Origin of the sequence: Microcoleus sp. F4-D5 (assembly GCF_036704885.1) — a bacterium.
GTDB lineage: Bacteria > Cyanobacteriota > Cyanobacteriia > Cyanobacteriales > Microcoleaceae > Microcoleus.
Map to the genome: position 1 here is coordinate 1 of NZ_JAUBSX010000011.1, position 20014 is coordinate 20014.

17 protein-coding genes are annotated in these 20014 nt (G+C 43.8%); 6 read left to right on the top strand and 11 right to left on the bottom strand.

Features of this window, described 5'->3' with window-relative positions:
* The first annotated feature begins 145 nt into the window (after window positions 1-145).
* Together QUA80_RS07625 and QUA80_RS33730 are read left to right on the top strand one after the other, a co-directional pair.
* The gene (locus QUA80_RS07625; protein ID WP_333422900.1) at window positions 146-481 is read left to right on the top strand and encodes a hypothetical protein; all 336 of its coding nucleotides are present in this window, start codon (window positions 146-148) and stop codon (window positions 479-481) included.
* A gap of 143 nt (window positions 482-624) precedes the next feature.
* On the top strand, window positions 625-951 hold the full coding sequence (locus QUA80_RS33730) for an HNH endonuclease (RefSeq protein WP_445302217.1): 327 nt from the start codon (window positions 625-627) through the stop codon (window positions 949-951).
* 222 nt (window positions 952-1173) lie between these two features.
* On the opposite strand, the gene QUA80_RS07630 is transcribed toward QUA80_RS33730, so the two are convergent.
* The 3 genes from QUA80_RS07630 to QUA80_RS07640 all read right to left on the bottom strand — a co-directional run bounded on the left by QUA80_RS07630 (window position 1174) and on the right by QUA80_RS07640 (window position 2932).
* A complete protein-coding gene (locus tag QUA80_RS07630; protein WP_333422902.1) occupies window positions 1174-1785 on the bottom strand; it encodes a type II toxin-antitoxin system PemK/MazF family toxin in 612 nt (203 codons plus the stop codon).
* A gap of 4 nt (window positions 1786-1789) precedes the next feature.
* Window positions 1790-2332, bottom strand: a complete 543-nt coding sequence (locus QUA80_RS07635) for a type II toxin-antitoxin system antitoxin SocA domain-containing protein (protein WP_333422904.1) — start codon at window positions 2330-2332, stop codon at window positions 1790-1792.
* A gap of 129 nt (window positions 2333-2461) precedes the next feature.
* Window positions 2462-2932: a DUF4079 domain-containing protein gene (locus QUA80_RS07640; protein ID WP_333097454.1), complete on the bottom strand. Its 471-nt coding sequence runs from the start codon at window positions 2930-2932 to the stop codon at window positions 2462-2464.
* A gap of 96 nt (window positions 2933-3028) precedes the next feature.
* Here QUA80_RS07640 and QUA80_RS07645 point away from each other — a divergent pair, with 96 nt between their 5' ends.
* Window positions 3029-4510: an ankyrin repeat domain-containing protein gene (locus QUA80_RS07645; protein WP_333422906.1), complete on the top strand. Its 1482-nt coding sequence runs from the start codon at window positions 3029-3031 to the stop codon at window positions 4508-4510.
* Between the two features lie 306 nt (window positions 4511-4816).
* Here QUA80_RS07645 and QUA80_RS07650 read toward each other — a convergent pair whose 3' ends face one another.
* Entirely contained in the window at window positions 4817-5740 is a 924-nt protein-coding gene (locus QUA80_RS07650) for a 2OG-Fe(II) oxygenase (RefSeq protein ID WP_333422908.1), read from the bottom strand.
* Window positions 5741-5955: 215 nt separating this feature from the next.
* Window positions 5956-7503, bottom strand: a complete 1548-nt coding sequence (gene purH, locus QUA80_RS07655; protein ID WP_333422910.1) for a bifunctional phosphoribosylaminoimidazolecarboxamide formyltransferase/IMP cyclohydrolase — start codon at window positions 7501-7503, stop codon at window positions 5956-5958.
* Window positions 7504-8052: 549 nt separating this feature from the next.
* On the opposite strand from purH, the gene QUA80_RS07660 reads away from it, so the two are divergent.
* Window positions 8053-9870, top strand: a complete 1818-nt coding sequence (locus tag QUA80_RS07660) for a PAS domain S-box protein (RefSeq protein WP_333422912.1) — start codon at window positions 8053-8055, stop codon at window positions 9868-9870.
* A 136-nt stretch (window positions 9871-10006) separates the two neighbouring features.
* Here the strand turns inward: QUA80_RS07660 and glcD are convergent, their stop codons facing one another.
* On the bottom strand, window positions 10007-11482 hold the full coding sequence (gene glcD, locus QUA80_RS07665; RefSeq protein WP_333422914.1) for a glycolate oxidase subunit GlcD: 1476 nt from the start codon (window positions 11480-11482) through the stop codon (window positions 10007-10009).
* A 1049-nt stretch (window positions 11483-12531) separates the two neighbouring features.
* Here glcD and QUA80_RS33735 point away from each other — a divergent pair.
* Window positions 12532-12696, top strand: a complete 165-nt coding sequence (locus QUA80_RS33735; RefSeq protein ID WP_445302218.1) for a zinc ribbon domain-containing protein — start codon at window positions 12532-12534, stop codon at window positions 12694-12696.
* Between the two features lie 169 nt (window positions 12697-12865).
* On the opposite strand, the gene QUA80_RS07675 is transcribed toward QUA80_RS33735, so the two are convergent.
* Window positions 12866-13312 (bottom strand): hypothetical protein, encoded by a 447-nt coding sequence (locus tag QUA80_RS07675; protein WP_333422916.1) that lies wholly within the window; start codon window positions 13310-13312, stop codon window positions 12866-12868.
* A 590-nt stretch (window positions 13313-13902) separates the two neighbouring features.
* Between QUA80_RS07675 and QUA80_RS07680 the strand changes: the two genes are divergently transcribed.
* Window positions 13903-14826 (top strand): SH3 domain-containing protein, encoded by a 924-nt coding sequence (locus QUA80_RS07680; protein ID WP_333422918.1) that lies wholly within the window; start codon window positions 13903-13905, stop codon window positions 14824-14826.
* A gap of 259 nt (window positions 14827-15085) precedes the next feature.
* On the opposite strand, the gene QUA80_RS07685 is transcribed toward QUA80_RS07680, so the two are convergent.
* The 4 genes from QUA80_RS07685 to QUA80_RS07700 form a co-directional block, all read right to left on the bottom strand.
* Window positions 15086-15514: a hypothetical protein gene (locus QUA80_RS07685; protein WP_333422920.1), complete on the bottom strand. Its 429-nt coding sequence runs from the start codon at window positions 15512-15514 to the stop codon at window positions 15086-15088.
* Window positions 15511-16173, bottom strand: a complete 663-nt coding sequence (locus QUA80_RS07690; RefSeq protein ID WP_333422922.1) for a glutathione S-transferase family protein — start codon at window positions 16171-16173, stop codon at window positions 15511-15513. Before QUA80_RS07690 ends, QUA80_RS07685 begins: the two co-directional genes overlap by 4 nt.
* A 171-nt stretch (window positions 16174-16344) precedes the next feature.
* Window positions 16345-18930, bottom strand: a complete 2586-nt coding sequence (locus QUA80_RS07695; protein WP_333422924.1) for a S8 family peptidase — start codon at window positions 18928-18930, stop codon at window positions 16345-16347.
* A gap of 28 nt (window positions 18931-18958) precedes the next feature.
* The gene (locus QUA80_RS07700) at window positions 18959-19960 is read right to left on the bottom strand and encodes an ATP-binding protein (RefSeq protein WP_333422925.1); all 1002 of its coding nucleotides are present in this window, start codon (window positions 19958-19960) and stop codon (window positions 18959-18961) included.
* Between the last annotated feature and the right edge of the window lie 54 nt (window positions 19961-20014).

Here is a 20014-nt window from a genome sequence, read left to right on the forward strand (position 1 = left end):
CCCTTCAAATGGACTTATTCGGGCAAAGCATTGAAGAAATAATCAATGGTAGGTTAACTCCCGCCTACGTCTACTAGGTGCTGGTTACCTAAAATGGTGGCTTCCTGAAGAAGGCTGGCTTACTAATAATCAAATAACTCTAGACTTGCAGGAAATTCCTGATGGGCATTTTCCTCGTTGGGGTTTATTAATGCTTCCCCTAACCTTGGAAGTAGTTTGGAAACCCGGATTAGAAGGACTCAAAGCCTTGAATTCAAGAGTACGAATTTACACAGAAGGATTGCTTAGTGTAAATGCAGCATTATGCACTCAATATAAAGACTGTGAAATTCTTGTTCTTAAAAGCTTTTTCTCTCGCTTAGGGATGTGTGAAATAGAACAAAAAACTCTTAAAACAATCGTTGCTTTAGAGTACAAGCAAAATAATCAAGACTCAATTACTATACAGTTGCTCCCGAAAATGAGGAGCTTGAATCTATAGGTGAACATCTGGATACTGAAGGGGACTTCACCCCAAAAAGTCGAGAGGAAGCAAGAGAGCGAGTTTCACGGTCTATCGCTCAAAGACGAGGACAGCCAAAGTTTCGTAAAGATTTACTTGAGGCTTACGGCTATTGCTGTGCTATTACTGGCTGCGACGCCGAAGAAGCCCTAGAAGCTGCTCATATCATCCCTTACTGTGAGACTGAAGATAATACTATCTATAATGGGTTGCTCTTGCGAGCTGATATACATACACTTTTTGATCTGAACCTAATTGCTATTGCTCCAGGTCATCACTATCCAGATGATAGAGAAAACCTCATTGTGTACGTTGCACCTACCTTACGGCACACCTCTTATGGTAAACTGCACAATAATCAAATGAAACACCTCCCCAAAAATCAATCTGATTTGCCTGACAAAGATGCCCTTATATCGCGTTGCAAGCAGTGTGGTTGGTTTATTTAGAACAAAACCAGCCTATGTAGGTTTAAAATGAAGTCCACCGACACTGTTTGACTAGACATCTCCAACAAATAATCTCAAGTTTTTGAGCGAGATTTAAGGAGTACACCCAGGGGCAACAATTTATGTTGAAAACGGGCGATTTTATCCGCAAATGCTTCATCCTCCCCAGGCTATGGGATCGTACTCCTACGCGATATTTGATTTTTTGGAGATGTCTATTGACTACGATCGCAAATCGTCGATCAGTTTTTCTATAGCCATACTTTTTGTGGTTTCATCCCCTAGATAATTAAACACTTTCTGCAAAAGTTCTATAGACGCATTTTTACTAAACCAATCTTCACCCGGATTATCCCCAAGATTAAAAAAATACTTTAAACGTTCCTCTATAGCTTCCTTATCTGCTTTATCCAGTTGTCCAACTCGCTTAAGCCAATCCCCTTGCGAGTCTTTAAAACAGTTAGCATCAACAGTACATATCTGATGCACTAGAGCGAAGGAATTCTTAGAAAGACCATTTGTGCTTGTAGAATTAATCGGATATACAGTTGGCAAACCTTTATAGGTTTCTTGTGAAGTCAACGGAATCAGCGTCAAAGTTTGGATGTATTTAGATTCATCTTGAAATTGGTCACTTGTCCAAACAATATAAGGATGATCTCCCCGAAAAACCCGACTCGAATTAATCACCTGAGTGCAAGAAATTGTCTTGCACTCAATCTCCCCTGGTTCATTTATCTCATAAATATGATCGTGACCGAGTTTGCAACGAAGAGATACTCTATAGGGATTGATAAAATAAATCCAACCTTGACGCGGTTTTTGTCCAGCCACTCGCTCACTCCAATTCACTCATTAACTTTTCTCTTTCTTTGTACAGATTAAGTCTCACCTGTTCCTCTGGTTGGTGGCTATATCTAACCTCAAGCATGGGAGCAGTGTTATAGACATATTCTAGTAACTGATTCAGTTTATCCTCTCCTGCACCGGCCCATTCTCTCCTGATGTTGTCAAGCATGAGCTTCAGACCTAAAGGTAACTTTAAATCATCCACATTACCTGCTCTCTCACCAAGTCTGATGAATATAGTTTCTCCCTGAGATTCTTGAAAAATCTCTTTGCCATTCATTTGATTTAAAGCAGCGTCTATGCCTTCATTCCAAGGCCCATAGTAATAATAACGCCAATCTAAATCAGTAAGCTGCTTGTCTGTCCATTTGACCGCATAAAGATCGGCTAAGTACAAAAACTTGATTAACTGCGTTTTTGTAATATAGCCTTTTGTTGCGTAGACAAAGTATTTGATCAGGTTTTCTAGCATGGCTTTCCTTCTTTTGATTTCAAAAAGCTCCCTAATTAATCTTATAATTTGTTCGCTCAATTTAACTTTATTCTATTATATCATCCAAAGGAAAGCTTAGCTATTAAACCACTAAAAAAATATCCCAATTTAATTGCTAATTACTAATCGCCCCAAGGCAATTAGCAATTAGCAATTTTACCCCAATCCTCACATTTTGCTGATAATTCTTTGGAGGATTTCTACGCCTGTTACCGCTTGCCAGCCAAACAGCCCTAACAGCACAACGTTCAGAAAGATGTGAGTGTTTCTGGCCAAATCATTGCCTTTTTGCATCAAAGGAGTCAGCGAGGCCGCGATCGCAATTATTGCCGTCATTCCCAACCCTGCTAGCAAGTGCGGACCGACAAATAGTTTGCCGTTGTTGATGTAGGTGACGGCCATCCCGCCGACTGCACCCGTTACCATCAACGCTAGCAGCAAAGAACCCATTTGGTGGTGCTTGATGTTGAATTTTCCCTTAATTAACTCTTTTTTGACTTCGCCTTCGGCGCTTCTGGTACGGCGGATTTGCAGGCCGAGATACAAAGCATAGAATGAGATGGCCAGCAGTACCCACATTAACACTGGGTGAAAGAATTGGCTCCAAACTTTAACAGACTGCGGAATTTCGAGATTCATGGTGTTCTCAGGATTAGCAAACATACTTCATAAAACTTAGCATACCAGTCAGGCCGTCTCGTGCGACGGTAAAAATATACGGTATGAGAGACTATTATGGCTGCCACTAAACAAGACGCTGTATTGATTCAAGCCGCCAAGACTGGCAACATTATTCACGTCCAAGCTTTACTCGCTAAGGGAGTTGACGCTAATGCCAAAGACTCTGAGGGGACGACGGCTTTGATGTTTGCTGCCCAAAAGGGCTATACGGAAATTGTGCGTATTTTACTAAACAATGGCGCTAATGTCAATCAAGCGAGCAGGCGTTTTGGGCTGACGGCTTTGATGCTGGCGGCGGCTCACAAACAGCCTGATTCTGCGCGGCTGTTGTTAGCTGCTGGTGCTGATGTTAATGCTAAAAATGATGATGGAAGTACGGCTTTGATGGCAGCTTCTCTGAAGGGAGATATCAATGTTGTGCGGATGTTACTTGATGCTAATGCTGATGTAAATGTGCGAGATAAAGATGGAGATTCTGGTCTGAAAATAGCTGCTTTATCGGGTCACGAAGCTGTTGTTAAAGCTTTGGTGGATGCGGGTGCTGGTTCTGATAATTCTATGCTATTTTTAGCTGTCCGTCAAGGAAGCGCTGAAATTGTGCGAATTTTGCTCGAGTGTGGGGCGGATGCTAATGTTAAAAATCTAGAGAGCAAAACTGCTTTGATGCTGGCTGCGACGGTGGGAAATTTGGCTGTTGTCGAGGCGCTGTTGGCTGCCGGTGCTGATGTCGAAATTCCCGACAAAAACGGAGAAACTGCTTTAACTTTGGCTGCGGATTCCGGCAATACTGATGTGGTGCAAACTTTGCTTGGTGCGGGTGCTAATGCGAATGTGAAAAATGGAGATGGGGGTACGGCTTTGATGGCCGCTGCTGCTGGGGGAAATGCGGCGATCGCTCATATCTTACTCGATGCTGGCGCGGAGATCGACGCTAAGGATAAAGATGATGAAACTGCTTTAAATTTTGCGGTGGTTGAAGGTTGCGAAGATGTGGTGGAATTGCTCTTAAACCGAGGTGCTAGTGTCGGTTCTAGAAATCGGTTGGGCGATACGCCTTTACTGGTGGCGGCTGTTCACGGTCACAGTGCGATCGTATCGGCTTTGCTGCAAAAAGTAAACTCAAATCGGGATGAGTTTCTGAATGCTAAAAATTTTGGGGAGACTGCTTTGACGCTGGCTGCGTTTCACGGACATACCGAGACGGTGAAGGCTTTGCTTGACGGCGGTGCCGATGTGAATATCCCGGCGGATTTGGGGAAAACGGCTTTAATGAAGGCGTGCGATCGCGGTCATGTGGCGATCGTCCAATTATTAGTCGAAAAAGGTGCGGATGTCAACTTGCTGGATGATTCGGGCGCAACAGCTTTAATGTGGGCCGCACATCGGGGTTATGCAGATGCAGTAAAGATTTTAATTGATGCTGGTGCAGAACTAAACCACAAAAATCCGGGAAATTATACAGCTTTAATGCTGGCTGAGTTTAAGGGTTATTCCAGTGTGGTGAAATTGCTCAAAAGTGCTGGAGCACTGGAGTAAGAATTAAATATTTTTGAGTAAGGTAATTCTGTCATTTTGAGGTAGCCTTTGGGAAGTGAATAATCTCAGATATCGGGACTTACGCATTATAACAATGTGGCAATAATTTGAGATTTTTCGCTTCACTCAGAATGACACAATTAGGTGATTAGTGCGTCCAGGACAATGAATTATATCATGTCCGATCGATCAACCATAATATCCCGGTCGGGGCGGGTTTTTGAGATAGGAGATTGTTGGCGATTATGGTTGGTGGAACCCGCCCCTACAAAAATCGCGGTAGCTCGACCCGACATAATATTAACCTCAATTTGCTTTGCGTACCCAGCCGTTAATAGTAAAGCGGCTATCGGCAAAAGCTTTCGAGGGACAGCTAACTCGCAAAACTTCGTGCATGTAGCGACTCAGAAAAAATACAATGCTATTATTGCGCGGTTCAACGGTTCTAAATGTCTCGGCAGCTACATAAAAATTGTTCTCTATTTTGCTGTCGTAAATTTGCAATTCGCCGCCTGAAAAAGCCTTCGGTTCTCGATAGAAATAGTAAACGTAAGTAAAAAAGCGGGTGGCGGTATCTGGCGAGCCGCTGTCGTTGTGAAGTTTATAAAAGTTGTTGTCGTTGTGCATGGTTAGCTGAGCTTCTATTTCACCCAGCGGAAATGAGGGGATATTTAATTTTTTCAGTACGTCCGGGAGAATTGCTTTGATGCGATTAACCATCAGTTCGGAAAATTCGGGGAACGAGTGGAGTACCATCGAACGGCGGTAATCTTCGGCATTGGTTGAAGTGCTGGTAGTCACAAATTCTGATTCTTTTGCTAAGACATATTTAATGAGTTTGTTTTTTTCAGCAGGCGTCAAAAAGTTGTCTATTTGGGCGTAGCGAGATATTAAGTCGTCATTTACAGGCGGTGCAGGGGCGGGAATTTCTGTGACGGGAATTTCTACGGGAGTTGCAGGCTGCTGCGGTTGCAGTTCCTGCAAGTAAATTGGGGGTTCGGTGACTAATCCGACTAGGTTTTCGCCGGGAAAAGAAAGGGCGGAACGACCTCCGTCTATAGGGATTTGAAATAAGGTGGAAAAACCGGGTGTTTGTTGAGTGCGATCGACTAATGTTTTGATCAGGCTGTGCAATAATGGTGTATCAGATTTAAGGGTGATGGTGCATTGATGTCCGCCGGTGAGCAGGATTTTGACTTTGATGTCTTGCGGTTGAATTGTGGTATTCATAGCCGTTAGTTATCGAAGAAGGAAAATTTTTTTAGGGCGGGCTAGAAGCCCACCCCACAATAGAACGGGAATTGACTCTTTTCTTTGTGAAACAGGTCGGTAAGCCTGTTTGTGGCGGGCTTTCTTCCCACCCCACAATAGAATTAACTATTTGTGAAACAGGCCGGAAAGCCTGTTCGTAATAGAGGTGTAAAATGTCATTGCTACGAACTTAATTAATGCAAGAAGTGGCGGATGTCGGTGAAAACCATTGTGATTCCAAGTTGGTTGGCTGCTTCGATGGAATCTCGATCGCGCAGACTTCCGCCTGGTTGGACGATCGCAATTATGCCAGCCTCAGCCGCCGTTTTTACGGAATCGTCGAAGGGGAAGAAACCATCGCTGGCCAAAATCGCTCCTTTGCTTTTGTCTCCTGCTTGTTCCAATGCTAGTTTAACCGAACCGACGCGATTCATTTGTCCGGCGCCGACACCAATTGTAGTGCGATCGCGCGTCACAACGATCGCATTTGATTTGACGTGTTTCGCTACTTTCCAAGCAAACAGCAATTCTTCCAACTCTCCCGCCGTCGGCTGTTTCTCAGTAACAGTCCGCCATTTGCTCGTTTCTTCTACTATATTATCTGACTCTTGCACCAGCAAACCGCCTGCAATAATTTTAACAGTTTGTGGCGGCCCTTGAGTCAAATCTGGCAAAATTAATACTCGAACTTTCGCCTTTTTCTTGATAATTTCTTCCGCTTCTGGTTCGCACCCCGGCGCGACGATACATTCTAAAAATGTTTGAGTTAAGGCCGTTGCGGTAGCAGCATCAATCGGGCGGTTGAGGGCAACAATTCCGCCGAAAGCTGAGACTGAATCGGTGTCGAATGCTTTTTGATAAGCTTCAGAAATAGTTGTTCCCAAGGCTGTACCGCAAGGATTTGTATGCTTCAGAATTGCGGCTGCGGGTGTGTCCGGGAATTCTACGATCAGCCGCCTTGCTGCTTCTAAATCTACTAAATTGTTATAACTTAATTCTTTGCCTTGCAGGATGGTGCTAGTCGTCCAGCCTGTTGGTGTAGTTCCGGTTTGATACCAGGTGGCGGCTTGATGGGGATTTTCGCCGTAGCGGAGAGTTTGCAACTCTTTTCCTGATAAATTAAACTGGTCTGGTAGCGCAGATTCTTCAGCGGATTGGCTGCTGCTGAGATAATTTGCGATCGCGCGATCGTAGTTTGCTGTATGTTTGAAGGTTTCTAGCGCGCACCTTTGCCGAAACTCTAACGATGCTTCGCCGCCATTTTCCCGCAATTCTTTTAAATAAGTATTGTACTGTTCTGGGTCGCACAAAACTGTCAAATGAGCGTGGTTTTTGGCGGAAGCTCTCAACATGGCGGGCCCGCCGATATCTATCTGCTCAATTGCGTCTGCTATAGTAACTCCTGGTTTAGAAATAGTCTCTTCAAATGGATACAAATTGACTACCACTAGATCGATCGCCCGAATTTGATTTGCCGTTAAATCTGCCAGGTCTTCCGGTACATCGCGGCGTGCTAAAATACCTCCGTGGATTCGTGGGTGAAGTGTTTTGACTCGCCCTCCCAAAATTTCGGGAGAACCAGTATATTCCGCAACTTTGGTGACTGGGATGCCTGCTTCTTTGAGGGCCGTTGCTGTCCCGCCGCTACTAATTATGTCAAATTCAAATTCTTCTACTAGACTGCGCGCTAAGTCGATTAGTCCGGTTTTATTGGATGTGCTCAGAAGTGCTAGACGTGCCATTGGTTTGAAGTTGCGATCGCAAAAATAGACAGGTTATATTTTATATCAAATCTGGTGACCGAGACATGATTTGGTAATTAATAACTATAATTACTTTGTTATAACTAAAGATGAGTTTGCTTGTCGGCAAGCGTATTTTTTTTTAAATCCTATAATAATTTATACGGGGCAGTGGGTTCTAAATATTTAGGACTTGCGCGTTGAGAGTGTTATTTTGCCCGCTGCGAGGGCGATTGAAGGCATCTCCAGTCTTCGCGCTTCGTCTCGCTACGTAAATGCGATGTGGTTGAAATTACTTAGTAAAGTGTAATAGATAATTCGATGGGGATCGCTCTTGAATTTTAACGATCTTTTATGATGAATTAGAAAAGTCATGTGCTAGCATCGAGTATAAATTGCTGTCTCCCTAAATTTGCGGTAAATTTGGGCGATCGCAAAATATTAACCTAAAAAATAAATTGCTAAGGTTTAAATATGTTTTTTCAAGAAGCCGATTCAGAGAATAAGCTCAGTAATATTAGCAGGACCCCGAAAAAAATGGCTAAAAACATGACTGATAGAACAAACTATCCAGAGATGCCCAAAAAGTCAACTGAGAACTCGACAGCGGCTAACATTTCAGAAGCTTATAGTGTTAGTTTGTGCAAAATGCAGCAGATGGAGCGAGCAATCGAACTGCTAAAGCAGGATTTGAAAGCTAGCGAATCTCGGTTTCGGAATGCGATAGAAAAAAATGCCGACGGGATCGCAATCGTCAACAAGCGAGGACTTATTTGTTTTGCCAACCCGTCAGCAGAAGCGCTGTTTAACTGCAAAGCAGAGGAACTTTTAGGTCAAGCATTTTTTGGCAATTTGGTAGTACAAGTTTCAGCTTGCGACATAGAGATGGACATGGCTATTATTCCCCAAGTTGGAAAAACAGAAACAGCAGGAACTCGCGTCGTGCAAACAGAAGTTGAAGCTATTCGCAAGCACCAAGCAAATGCTGTAGTAGAAATGCGGGTGGTGGAAACGGAATGGGAGGGAGAAATGGCTTATTTAGCTACTTTGCGGGACGTTACCGATCGCAAGCGCGCAGAAGAAATACTTTGGTTGTACGATCGAGCTATGGCAGCTACTAGCACCGGAGTTACAATTTCTGACGCCACTCACCCAGAACATCCAATTATTTATTGCAATCCCGCTTTTGAAAGGATGACAGGTTATCGGCGGCAGGAAATTATCGGAAAAAACTGCCTATTTTTGCAGGGAAGCGATACAGATCCTGCAGCAGTAGAAAGAATTAGCCAAGCCTTGCAAACAGAAAGCGAATGCAAAGTAATATTAAAGAATTACCGCAAAGACGGAACCACTTTCTGGAATTGTTTTTCAATATCTCCGGTGCGCGATAGAACGGGCAAATTGACTCATTTTATTGTCGTACAGAGAGACATCACTCATCGCAAACAAGCCGAAGAGGCCTTGCATAATTCCGAAGCACAAAGCAGAGAGCAAGCAGCTCAACTAACAGCAGCACTTAACCAACTCAAATCCACTCATTCCCAATTAGTTCAGAGCGAAAAAATGTCTAGTTTGGGATTGCTAATTGCCGGGGTCGCTCACGAAATAAACAACCCCGTCAGCTTCATTTACGGCAATCTCGCTCATCTGACAAAGTATACTCAAGACTTGTTTCACCACCTCGAACTTTACCAACAGCACTATCCTAATCCCGTGCAGGAAATTCAACAGGAAAGAAAAGAGAAAGACCTCGATTTTTTAGCTGAAGATTTACCTAAAATACTGTCTTCAATGAGCGTTGGTGTCGATCGCATTTGCCAGATTGTTCAGTCGCTGCGCAACTTTTCGCGACACGACGATTCACAGATGAAACCCGTTAACCTCCACGAAGGAATTGACAGCACGCTGTTAATTCTCAATCACCGTTTGAAAGGAAACGCAGAAAAGCCACCAATTCAAATTGTCAAACAATACGGAAAATTGCCGCCTGTCACGTGTTTTGCCGGGCCGATCAATCAAGTTTTTATGAATATTCTCAGCAATGCGCTCGATGCTTTAGATGATGCGAACAGTAGGCGAAATTGTCAAGAAATGACAGACAATTCCAGTCAGATTAGGATTTGCACGGAAGTTGTCGGCAATTTTGTAAAAATCCAAATTGCCGACAATGGGCCGGGCATAACTGAGGAAGTCAAGCAGCGCATCTTTGATGCTTTTTTTACTACCAAACCCATTAACAAAGGAACGGGAATGGGTTTGTCAATTAGCTATCAAATTATTGTAGAAAGACACAAAGGGGAATTATATTGTACTTCGGAACTGGGCAAGGGCACGGAATTTACTATTAAAATGCCAATCGAAAATTAGAGTAGGTGTTCTTCGGCGCACCTTACAAATTGCTCACTAACTACCGACTAACGTGGGGGTGTTCTTCGGCGCACCTTACCAACTACTGACTAACGTAGGGTGCGCCAAAAAGCACCTTACCCGCATAAATCGCGAATTAAAAAACCTCCGCACCCTCCAACTTCTTAACAGTTTCAACCTTCGCCCTCGCCGCTTCCCCGCAAGTCTTCGGCGTCGGAAACATCTTCCCAGGATTCGCTAAACCTTTCGGATTAAACACCTGACGCACCCACTGCATCGTCTCCAAATCCACCTCCGAAAACATATCCGGCATAAAACACTTCTTATCAGCACCGATACCGTGTTCCCCCGAAAGACTTCCCCCAACTTTCACGCAAAGCTTGAGAATTTCCCCCCCCAATTCTTCCACCTTTTCCAGCGCACCTTTTACCGAGTTATCGTACAGAATTAGTGGGTGCAAATTTCCGTCTCCCGCGTGAAATACATTCGCAATCCGATAACCGTATTTCTCGCTCAAACCCTCAATCTCTTTCAAAACATAAGCCATTTGCGTTCGTGGAATTACGCCGTCTTGCACGTAATAATCTGGGCTGAGATGACCCGCTGCCGCAAAAGCAGCTTTCCGCCCTTTCCAAATTTTTAGGCGCGTTTCCGGGTCGCTTGCCGTCGTGATATTTCGCGCTCCGTTATGCTTGCAAATATCGGCAATCCGCTGTTTGTTTGTGGCAACTTCCACTTCTAAACCGTCGATTTCTACGAGGAGAATTGCCGCCGCATCGCGGGGATAACATCCAGTTGCCACCACATCTTCCACAGCATTAATGCTGATGTTGTCCATAATCTCCATGCCGCCGGGAATAATACCAGCGCTGATAATATCGGAAACCGATTCACCCGCTGCTTCTATACTGGCAAAATCCGCTAAGAGAACGCAAATAGATTCCGGCGCTTTGAGAATTCGCAAAGTAACTTCTGTCGCGATGCCTAAAGTGCCTTCGGAACCGACAAATACACCAGTTAAATCGTAACCGGGCATTTCAGAAATTTCGCCACCGACATCGACAATTGAACCGTCGGCAACTACCAATTTTAATCCTAAAACGTGATTCGTCGTAACTCCGTATTTGAGGCAGTGAACGCCCCCAGAATTTTCGGCAACGTTGCCGCCAATCGAACAAACTATTTGACTGGAAGGATCTGGCGCGTAGTAGAAACCTGCGCCGCTAACTGCTTGCGTTACCCAGTTATTAATTACTCCCGGTTGCACGACTGCTTGCTGATTTTCTAAGTCTACTTTCAGGATTTTTCGCATCAGGGCAGTGACAATCAGCACGCAGTTTTCTACAGGCAAAGCGCCCCCGGAAAGGCCGGTTCCGGCGCCTCTAGCCACCCAGGGAATTGAGTTGCGATCGCATATTTTGACCACTTGCGCCACTTCCTCCGTAGTTCGAGGCAATACCACCAGGGCGGGGCGCTGGCGGTAGCTGGCAAGTCCGTCGCACTCGTAGACAATCAATTCTTCGCGCCGCTGTACGACGCCCTGTTTGCCGACTACAGCCTCGAATTCTTTAATAACGGGTTTCCAGTTGCGTTCTGTTTCTAGGGCTATCATTAGTGACTTTAATTATGGAACTAGCAATAATATTGTTGCAAACTTTACTAAGTTTAGGCAACTAAGTGTTAAAAAAGCCGATTTTGTACAACCATTATTTTAGGACTTATGAAAAGAAACCCGATTTCTACCATAAATTTTCGGTTTGGTAACGAGGTATCGACACAGAAACCGCGTTTTTGGGCCGCAGGCGAACAGAAACCGGGTTTCTGGTAATAAATTTTGGGTTTGACAGCCAAGTACCGGCGAAGAAACCAGGTTTCTAGCCCCCTGGGGCAAGTCCTGTATTTTTTGAAGGGTTGCAATATTGACCGAGGCAACGATCGGCAGTCTCTAGGCGATCGGGAAATGTTAGAGTCAATCGGGGCATCTCTACCCCTACCTCTGCTTCAGAAGGCGATGTGAGGTTAAACTCAGCGATTCTCTCACGAAAACCGCTCGTTTTCAAAACCAGACGTGATACTTTCGCGTCATCTGAATCCTCTGTATTTTGACCCTTGATATGGGTAATTCCAACAAGAAATTTGATATCCTTTGTTGTTTTTGTGGTGTCCGTACTTACTGTACTAAAATATTAGGTAAGTATTAAATAAGCTAGTTTATTATGAACAGGTTGATGACGAAATTGATAAATTTGCCGGGAGTTGGAGTAGAAAATAGTCAACAAACAGAAGATACATTAATTTTACTCGTTAACTCGGATAGATCATAAAACAGCCCTTTGTCCCCGCTGCGGTCAAAAAAGTCATCGTCTTCATCAAAATCAACGCATTTAGTAAAAGATTTACCGCTCGGTAATAGAGAAGTGATTTTGTCTGTGAAGCGAACTGAAAAATCTTGCTCCTAACAATGGATTAACAACAGATCTCGAGCGCTGTCACGTTCAAGCATATCACCAAATTACGTGCAGAGATCTGGTTTTTGCGTAAGTCATAAAAGTACGTAACATTGTCAAGAACTACAATCTAGCCAAATCAATATCTGATGCTGCACGGTACAGATTTCGAGAATGGTTAGAGTTTGTTGGCGTTGTTTAGCGTGTTCCGATAATAGCAGTTAACCCCAAGTACACGAGTCAGAATTGCTCTATGTGTGGGCAAACAGTCGTTAAAAGTTTAAGTACCAGAACTCATAAGTTTCCCCATTGTGGCTATACAGTAGACGGGGACGAAAATGCAAGATTAAATATTTTAATTTTATCCCTAAAAGAATGAGCAAATACCGTGGATAGACCGAATTTAAAGTATTGAGAGAGATTCCCCTCTGCTTGAAGGTGGAAACAGATTCAAGTAAGGGAAATCAACGAAAGAGAACCTCTAATTAGTGATGGTTATAATCCCCGTGTCTTCAGACTGGGGATAACGTCAACTACTAATTTATTCTCTACTTGCTAAAAGCACCCTTGATGCTGTAAACAGTGCGTTCTACAGCATTCTTGGTATTATCTACTGCTTTCTGAGTGCGAGCTGAATCTTCCTCTGCTCTTTTCTCAATTCGAGCGGCATCTTTCTTAGCTTTGCGCTCTACGAAACTACCATCATCCGATGCTCGATCGACTTTAGCAGCATTTTTCTTCGCAGTTTCCTTAACTTTCTCTTCTGTATCTCGGATGAAATTCTTGGTTCGTCCAGCATCTTTGCTGGCTTTCTGTTGAATCTCATCGCCCACATCTGCTGCTGCGATCGAGTTTACAATAGGAGAGGCCATTGCTGCGGTCTTAGAGAAAAACGCACCCTGCCAAACGAAGGCCATCGCTGACACGCAAAGCACAGTTGCAGCCATCCAGCGCCCGAGAGTCGAAAGCCGTTTCGTAAAACAATTGAGTTTCATACAATACAAAATCAGAGATAACATTCTATTTCTACTCGATCAGAGCGCTTAGCTGAACCATTCTCTAGGTAGAGGTTATCCAACGATGAGCTGTTAGAAAAATTCCCTCTTTTGATAGATTGAAGCAAGAAACCTCAGTCAATTTTAGATTTTAGATTTTAAATTTTAGATTTTATAATTGACTGCACCGCGCTCTGGGAGGTTTAACTAAGGTCAGTCGATTTTTAGATTTGAGATTTTAGATTGACTCCAAAGATGAATTTGGGGACTTTCCCGCTATCAGCTTTTTGCGGTAATTTTAAGTAAGGTGCGATCGACTCTTACGCATTTAAACTGTTAACTTTTTACTTTACCGCTCTCCCATTCCCCCACTCTCCCCCTTTCGGGCTCTGCCACAACCACCAAATTCATACGTGCAGCAGCTTAATTTGTCTTCGCTGAACTCAGCCATTATTAATTTATATAAATAAAACTTGACTTACCCTCATCAAAATGTTACATAAAGCTTTTTCCTGGAAGACAAATCAATTTTTTTGCTATATTGACCTGCAATAAAGATAATGGTTTTGATTAGATGAGGAGTTGAACGGATGAAAAACTTGAGTTACTGGAACAAACCCGCTGCATTGCTGGGCGCGATCGCGATAGCAGCCGGAAATTTGCAAGCGAATGCGATCGGTGTTGCCGCCCCATCAACACCCACTGTCAGTCAAGACGCTGAAAATATTTCATTTGAAGATAGCGCCACCTTTCAAATAGCCCAGGCTGGCAACCTTTGCCGCATAGTCACTCCCAAAGAAGGTTTGACCGTTCGCCAGAACCCAGACCCCAAATCCCCTAGAGTTGGCGGGGTAGCACTTAACACTCAGGTCATGCTGTCCCAAGGCGCTACTTCTGTTAAAGCCTCCGACGGCCGCCTCTGGATTCAAATTACCGCACCTGTCAAAGGGTATGTGGCTAGCGGATATCCCAACGACGAAAGTAATTTAGGTTCGTGCACAATTAGTCAAACTCCTTCCCCAAGTCCCGCGCCAGCACCGGCACCAGCACCAGCACCAGCACCAGCACCGGCACCGGCACCGGCACCGAGTCCAAGTCCAACTCCAGTACCAGCACCAGCACCAGCACCAGCACCAACTCCAGCACCAGCACCAGCACCAGCACCAGCACCGGCACCAGCGCCAGCACCAGCGCCAGCACCAGCGCCAGCACCAGCGCCAGCACCAGCGCCAGCACCAGCGCCAGCACCAGCACCAGCACCAGCACCAGCAACGGGTCCGGTAAGTCTGTGCCGCCAAGTAGAACCTCGCGTAGCGCCGAGGGGTCTAGCTATCCGTGCGGAGCCTTCAAAGACTGCTGCGGTTAAAGGTGGCGTACCGGCTAACGGTCAAGTAACGCTTGTGCCGAATTTCCAGTTAGTGAAAGATAAGAATGGAGAAAACCGCAATTGGGTTGAGATTTCAGCCCCTGTGGCCGGATTCATCTCGGCGGGAAATTTAATCATGTGCAAGTAAACTTCTGAGTTCGATCGCTCTTTTTGACTAAAAGAGCGATCGACACTGAAAATAGTTTTAAGATTGTCGCGCAGTCAATGAACAACGCTAAGCTCAGACTGCTTCTTGGACTTACGCAGGAATAATTTATTTCTCCAGGCTGCCAGCAGTAGCGAATCTTTCTTGGCCTTTGTTTTTCGTCGGTTGCGTCGATGCCTAGCTTGGTTCCTCGCAAGGCAGGCGGGATGAATGAATTTAAGCAAAAAGCCGATCTACCTTTCTAGTTACAGCGGCCGCTTGCCCAATTTTGGTGTCCGCGATTTGGTTGACACTTCGATTGTCGGCCAATCCAGACAATTTCCCACTTATTTTGCCTGAGTCTGAGTTCGATGCGGTGTCGCATTCCGGCAACAGAATCGTCGGCTAAACCGATGACTGTATGTACAATTACTGCTGTTTCTCGCGTGGGATATTCAAGGGAAATTTGGTCGCTTTTTCTGCCTTCAGATTCTTCCTCGCTGCTAAAGAGTTTTGCTGCGATATCTTTGGGGTTGGAGACGGTAATTTTGCCATCGGCAACGAACTGTTTAGGGTTAATTGATTCGTAGCCCGATCGGGCTGCGGGTTGCCCGATTGCTGCGATGGGAAGTTGGATGCAGGTGAAAAGTGCGAGGAAAAAGAGCGATCGCTTCACAATTGATTTGTTCATGAGGCTTCAGTTTGTGCCAAAAATTTTTGTCTTCTTGATGCGAAAGCCGCCAAATCTGCTTGGGTGAATTGAGTTTGCTGCCATGAGGGACGCGACATTAGTCGATCGCACCAAGCTTGAATTTTAGGATAGCCGTCTAGGGACTCATCAACCCAAGATAGCAAGGGCACGACGGTGCCAGCAACGCACTCGGCAAAGGTGACACTGTTGCTAGCGAAAAAAGGGCGATCGTCCAGCAAGCCTTCAAAGAAATTCAACACAGTATCGACTTTTTCCTTAGCCTTTGCGATTTCCTGCGGTTGGGGAGTTCCCCATCCCATTTTTTCACTGCTTAGTGGGTTAAGTCCCGGTAGAAGTTCGTTAACCGTGACCAATTCTACCATCCTCACAACTGCCAAATCTTTCGGTTCTTTTGGCAGCATTGCCGGTTCGGGATACTTGGTTTCTAGATAGTCAAGAATTGCTAGAGACTCGACGACAGTGAAGTCATCATCGACCAAAACAGGGATGCGGTGAAAAGGATTGATTGCAACAAACTCAGGCTGCAAGTGATCGCCGTCCAAGTGGATTTCTACCAATTCAAAGTCGAGGTTTTTTTCTAAGAGGGCGATCCACACGCGGCGGGAGTTGGGGGAAATGGGAGTGTGGTAAAGTTTCATGGCTGCTTGCGTTGGTTATTGAGAGTGTCAGGTGTTGAGGATTGATCTGTCGCTCGCGCTGCTGAAAATATTTAGACTGTAGTCAATTTTACCCTATCCGGAATTGTCAGGGCAAATACTGGTTAAATATAACAAAAATATGTGCGATCGCATTTAGCTACTTTAGCTACATCATATTGAGTTAATTTCCACCTGTTGCTCTAATTCTATTTCGACTTGAGCCTCAACAAATGGAGCGTAAATGGGAATATCCGATGCTATTGCTTCAAAGCTAATAACTAGAGAATAGGGTGCTTCAGCATCTGGATCGTTATTCCAACCTTCATGTCCAACTACTGCAATACAGAATGCTTCTCTGAGTTCAAATGATTTGACAACAGTCCAATCCTTTTGAACAGTTCCTGCGCTTCTAGAAACACCATGAATTTTTCCATAGTTTTTCGCTTTTTTGCCAATAGTCCACTGAAAAACTTTCTCTCCCTTGTCTGCATTCTCTGGAGTATCATACTCTTTTAAAATCCTCGTCAGAAATTTTCCGGGATCTTCTTCCTTTTTGCTACAATCCCAATCCAGCCAAGTTGAAAGATATTTTCTGCGATTTCTACGAGTTCGACGTGGTTGTGCTTTGTAAGATAGAGTAACTTCTACCAGAATCTCATGTTCTTCTCCCTGAGTACGCAATTTGTCTGGCAATTTAACTTGGTAAACATGAGCCTGTCTAGCTTTGATACGATTATTTCCTCTGGTAATCAAAGTGATGCGATTGGGAGAATTACCTAAAGCGCGATCGATATTTGGAATGCCATAACCAATTTGACGAACAGTATCAAGTTTTTCTTCTGCCCACTCTGGCCATCTGGCTGATTGTACTATCAGCGCACGATATAAAAGGCAACTCTCATCCGGCAACTCAGCAGCAAGACACGCTGCTATATGGCTGACTTTTGGCGTAGCATATGACGTTCCCACCGTGTCAGCAGCAACTGCTGGCCCACCATTCAAAGTCGATCGTACTAATTCAGGACAAACTTCTTTACGTGAAATAATGTTAGGTGGTATTGATTCATCTTTTATTAAGTCCCCACCATATTCAACTACTTCCGGTTTAATTGTCTCCCAAATTCCTAACCCAGAGCATGAAAAAGCTGAGGGTTTATCCTTCTGTGATATTGAAGAATAGGATAGTGCATGATAAGAAGCTGGAGAAATTGATCCAACGGTTAAGGCTTGAAAACTTTGTGCAGGGTTAGCAATTCTACAAGAATTTTCTAAAAGATAATCTGGACATAGCCGATTTGCTGCCAGATGATCTTTGACAGATAATCTTGTATATCCTATTTTTCCACTGAAAGGTAAATTACCTGCTGCCACAATAAACAATATATCATTTTTCCAGGTCAAATTATCAATCGCCGCTGCCCAAGGACTCATATATTGGGTGTGGCAGGGAACAGACCCAGTAATAGAATGATTAAAAATTCTAGTTGTTGTTTTACCGTGATAACAATCCACAATATCACCTAGCAATTTCGGTGGAAATAGCTGTTTAGGTAGTTGGCAATTAACATCAAGGACTCTCGCATTTTGAATCCAGCAAATAGCTTTTTCCTTTCCAGTACGAGGTATGGTTATGGGGTAAATGACTGCACCAGCTACCCTGGTTCCGTGTCCGCCATTCCTAACACGGTCAGCAATTTGGTCGGTTTCTCCCGGCACCCAAGATGTTGAATTATCGCAATCAATTGCTGCTTTTAAGAGAGGATGCCTTTCTTGAATCCCACTATCTATAACACATACCTTGGGAGCATTTAATTTCGGTGCTTGTAGTTTGAAAGTAGGAGTATCAACATCAGATAAAGCTTCTCGCTCAACAAATTCAGCAAACTCATCAGGCTCACTGACATCAAAAATATAAGGAAAGTTGAAAACTAAATCTTTTAATCCTTTACCTGAAATTTGAATTCTACAGGAAAAACTATCCGGTAATTTAGCTGATGGAGGAATACTTCCATCAACTATATCTAATATTTCTCCTTGATAACTTTGAATAAATTCTGTGAATTCATCTTCTCTTTCAGATTTTATTTCATCCCACTGTGCATAAGTTAAGTCACGTTTGTCAATCCAGCGATTAATTTTTTCTTGAAATTTTTCTGGAGTTTCATCTTTTGGTTTTTTTGGACACTCAGACAACTTAGATTTAATACCCAAACAAGCAATACCTACATCAACTGTGTATATTTGGTCATGTTTAACTAAATCCCAATGTTTCATTAATTCTGGGGAAAGAATGTATTCTGGCTTTTTAATTCCGTCAATCAAATCCCAGATTTCTGCAATTTTTCCGCTCCGAGCTTCTTCCTTAATAAATTTTTCTATTTTAGTTCGCAGTTCACTAAGTTCTAAATCGGCTGATGCACCAATAATGTATCCATCTTCTATCTCTGCAATTAGCTCAATTCCATAGGCTTTAAGACTATCAGGATCGAAAAGATGTGGATCAATTTTTAAGATAATACGTCTAGATTTAGGAAGTTCTGGTTGATCCTCCTCTTCTCTTTTTTCTTGAGTCTCTTTCCAATTAGCAGTTATGGATGCCACAGAACTATTTAGCCTACTACCATGTCCCCATCTGTCACCCAAATTTCCGACTGTTTGAGGATCTTTTTGTCTGCCTCCCCCTGGTGGAGTTGCAGCAATTCCTTCTTTTGGAAGGCTGAGCTGAATATGCGGAAATCTATCAGAACGTTCAACCATTTACTTCTCCTGACACAAAAAAATAAATTTATGCAACCTTGATTTCTTTAATCGCTTCTTCCAAGTGTTCGTGAATCACGAGTTCCTCTCGCTCAAGAATTGCCCGTTTAGCAGCATCTTGTGCAACCCTCACAGCTTGAGCAGCAGAAAAATCTCTCATCTGCTCAATCAACACAGCCCAGTTAATAGAGCCTACTTCAATAGCAGATAGTGTTTCTTTTAGGATAAATTCTAACTCTTTTTCTCCGGGCTTCGGTACTTCTATCAAATCGTCAAATCGTCTCCACAGTGCAGTATCAAGAGATTTAGTGAGGTTTGTAGCTGCTACAATCAGACCAGAGGTGGGTTCATATTCATCCAAAATTTGAAGAAATGTATTTACCACTCGCTTAATTTCTCCTACTTCCTGATGGTCTTCTCTTGATTTAGCAATAGAGTCGCATTCATCAAGAAACAACAAACAGGGATTTTTTGATGCTTCTTCAAAAACGAGCCTCAAATTACTCGCCGTTTCGCCTAAAAAAGATGATACCATTGCATCAAATCGAACTTTGAGAAGTGGTAAACCTGTATTCCAAGCTAAACGCTCTGCTCCGAGTGTCTTACCACAGCCGGGGAAACCGTACAGAAGAATTTTTTGTCTGTAGCGGAGTCCGTGATGAGCAAGCCTATCTCTTGCTGCATACTCGCGCTCAATTCGCTGGAAACGTTTTTCAATAACTTCAGGAAGCACCATGTGATGCCGCAGTTTTTCCCTTCCTATGACAGTCACTAAAGGAAGGTTTAATCGCTTACTTGTCGGCAGTTCGCTTAAAGCTTGTAGGCTATTTTTTACTGGCGAAGCTGCTTTGCTGTTAGAGGTCGATTTCTCTTTCTGGCTCTTTTTGGTAATATTCTCTAATTGGTCGGCTAGTAGCGTGTGTCCCTTCTGGCGTTCTTCCTCAATGACTAGGTGTGTGAGTTTGTCGATCGCCTCTGTGTCGGCACTCGCGATCGCCCTAAATAATCTTTTAAGAACTTCTGCTTTCATAGCGCCTCTCACTATACTAGAGAGTACACCACTATGATACTTGATTTATTAATC

Bases quoted from the DNA above. Each gene is read 5' to 3' on its own strand.
- QUA80_RS07640 (WP_333097454.1), bottom strand. From the start codon at position 2,932: ATGAATCTCGAAATTCCGCAGTCTGTTAAAGTTTGGAGCCAATTCTTT.
- QUA80_RS07645 (WP_333422906.1), top strand. From the start codon at position 3,029: ATGGCTGCCACTAAACAAGACGCTGTATTGATTCAAGCCGCCAAGACT.
- QUA80_RS07650 (WP_333422908.1), bottom strand. From the start codon at position 5,740: ATGAATACCACAATTCAACCGCAAGACATCAAAGTCAAAATCCTGCTC.
- purH (WP_333422910.1), bottom strand. From the start codon at position 7,503: ATGGCACGTCTAGCACTTCTGAGCACATCCAATAAAACCGGACTAATC.
- QUA80_RS07660 (WP_333422912.1), top strand. From the start codon at position 8,053: ATGACTGATAGAACAAACTATCCAGAGATGCCCAAAAAGTCAACTGAG.
- glcD (WP_333422914.1), bottom strand. From the start codon at position 11,482: ATGATAGCCCTAGAAACAGAACGCAACTGGAAACCCGTTATTAAAGAA.
- QUA80_RS07675 (WP_333422916.1), bottom strand. From the start codon at position 13,312: ATGAAACTCAATTGTTTTACGAAACGGCTTTCGACTCTCGGGCGCTGG.
- QUA80_RS07680 (WP_333422918.1), top strand. From the start codon at position 13,903: ATGAAAAACTTGAGTTACTGGAACAAACCCGCTGCATTGCTGGGCGCG.
- QUA80_RS07685 (WP_333422920.1), bottom strand. From the start codon at position 15,514: ATGAACAAATCAATTGTGAAGCGATCGCTCTTTTTCCTCGCACTTTTC.
- QUA80_RS07690 (WP_333422922.1), bottom strand. From the start codon at position 16,173: ATGAAACTTTACCACACTCCCATTTCCCCCAACTCCCGCCGCGTGTGG.
- QUA80_RS07695 (WP_333422924.1), bottom strand. From the start codon at position 18,930: ATGGTTGAACGTTCTGATAGATTTCCGCATATTCAGCTCAGCCTTCCA.
- QUA80_RS07700 (WP_333422925.1), bottom strand. From the start codon at position 19,960: ATGAAAGCAGAAGTTCTTAAAAGATTATTTAGGGCGATCGCGAGTGCC.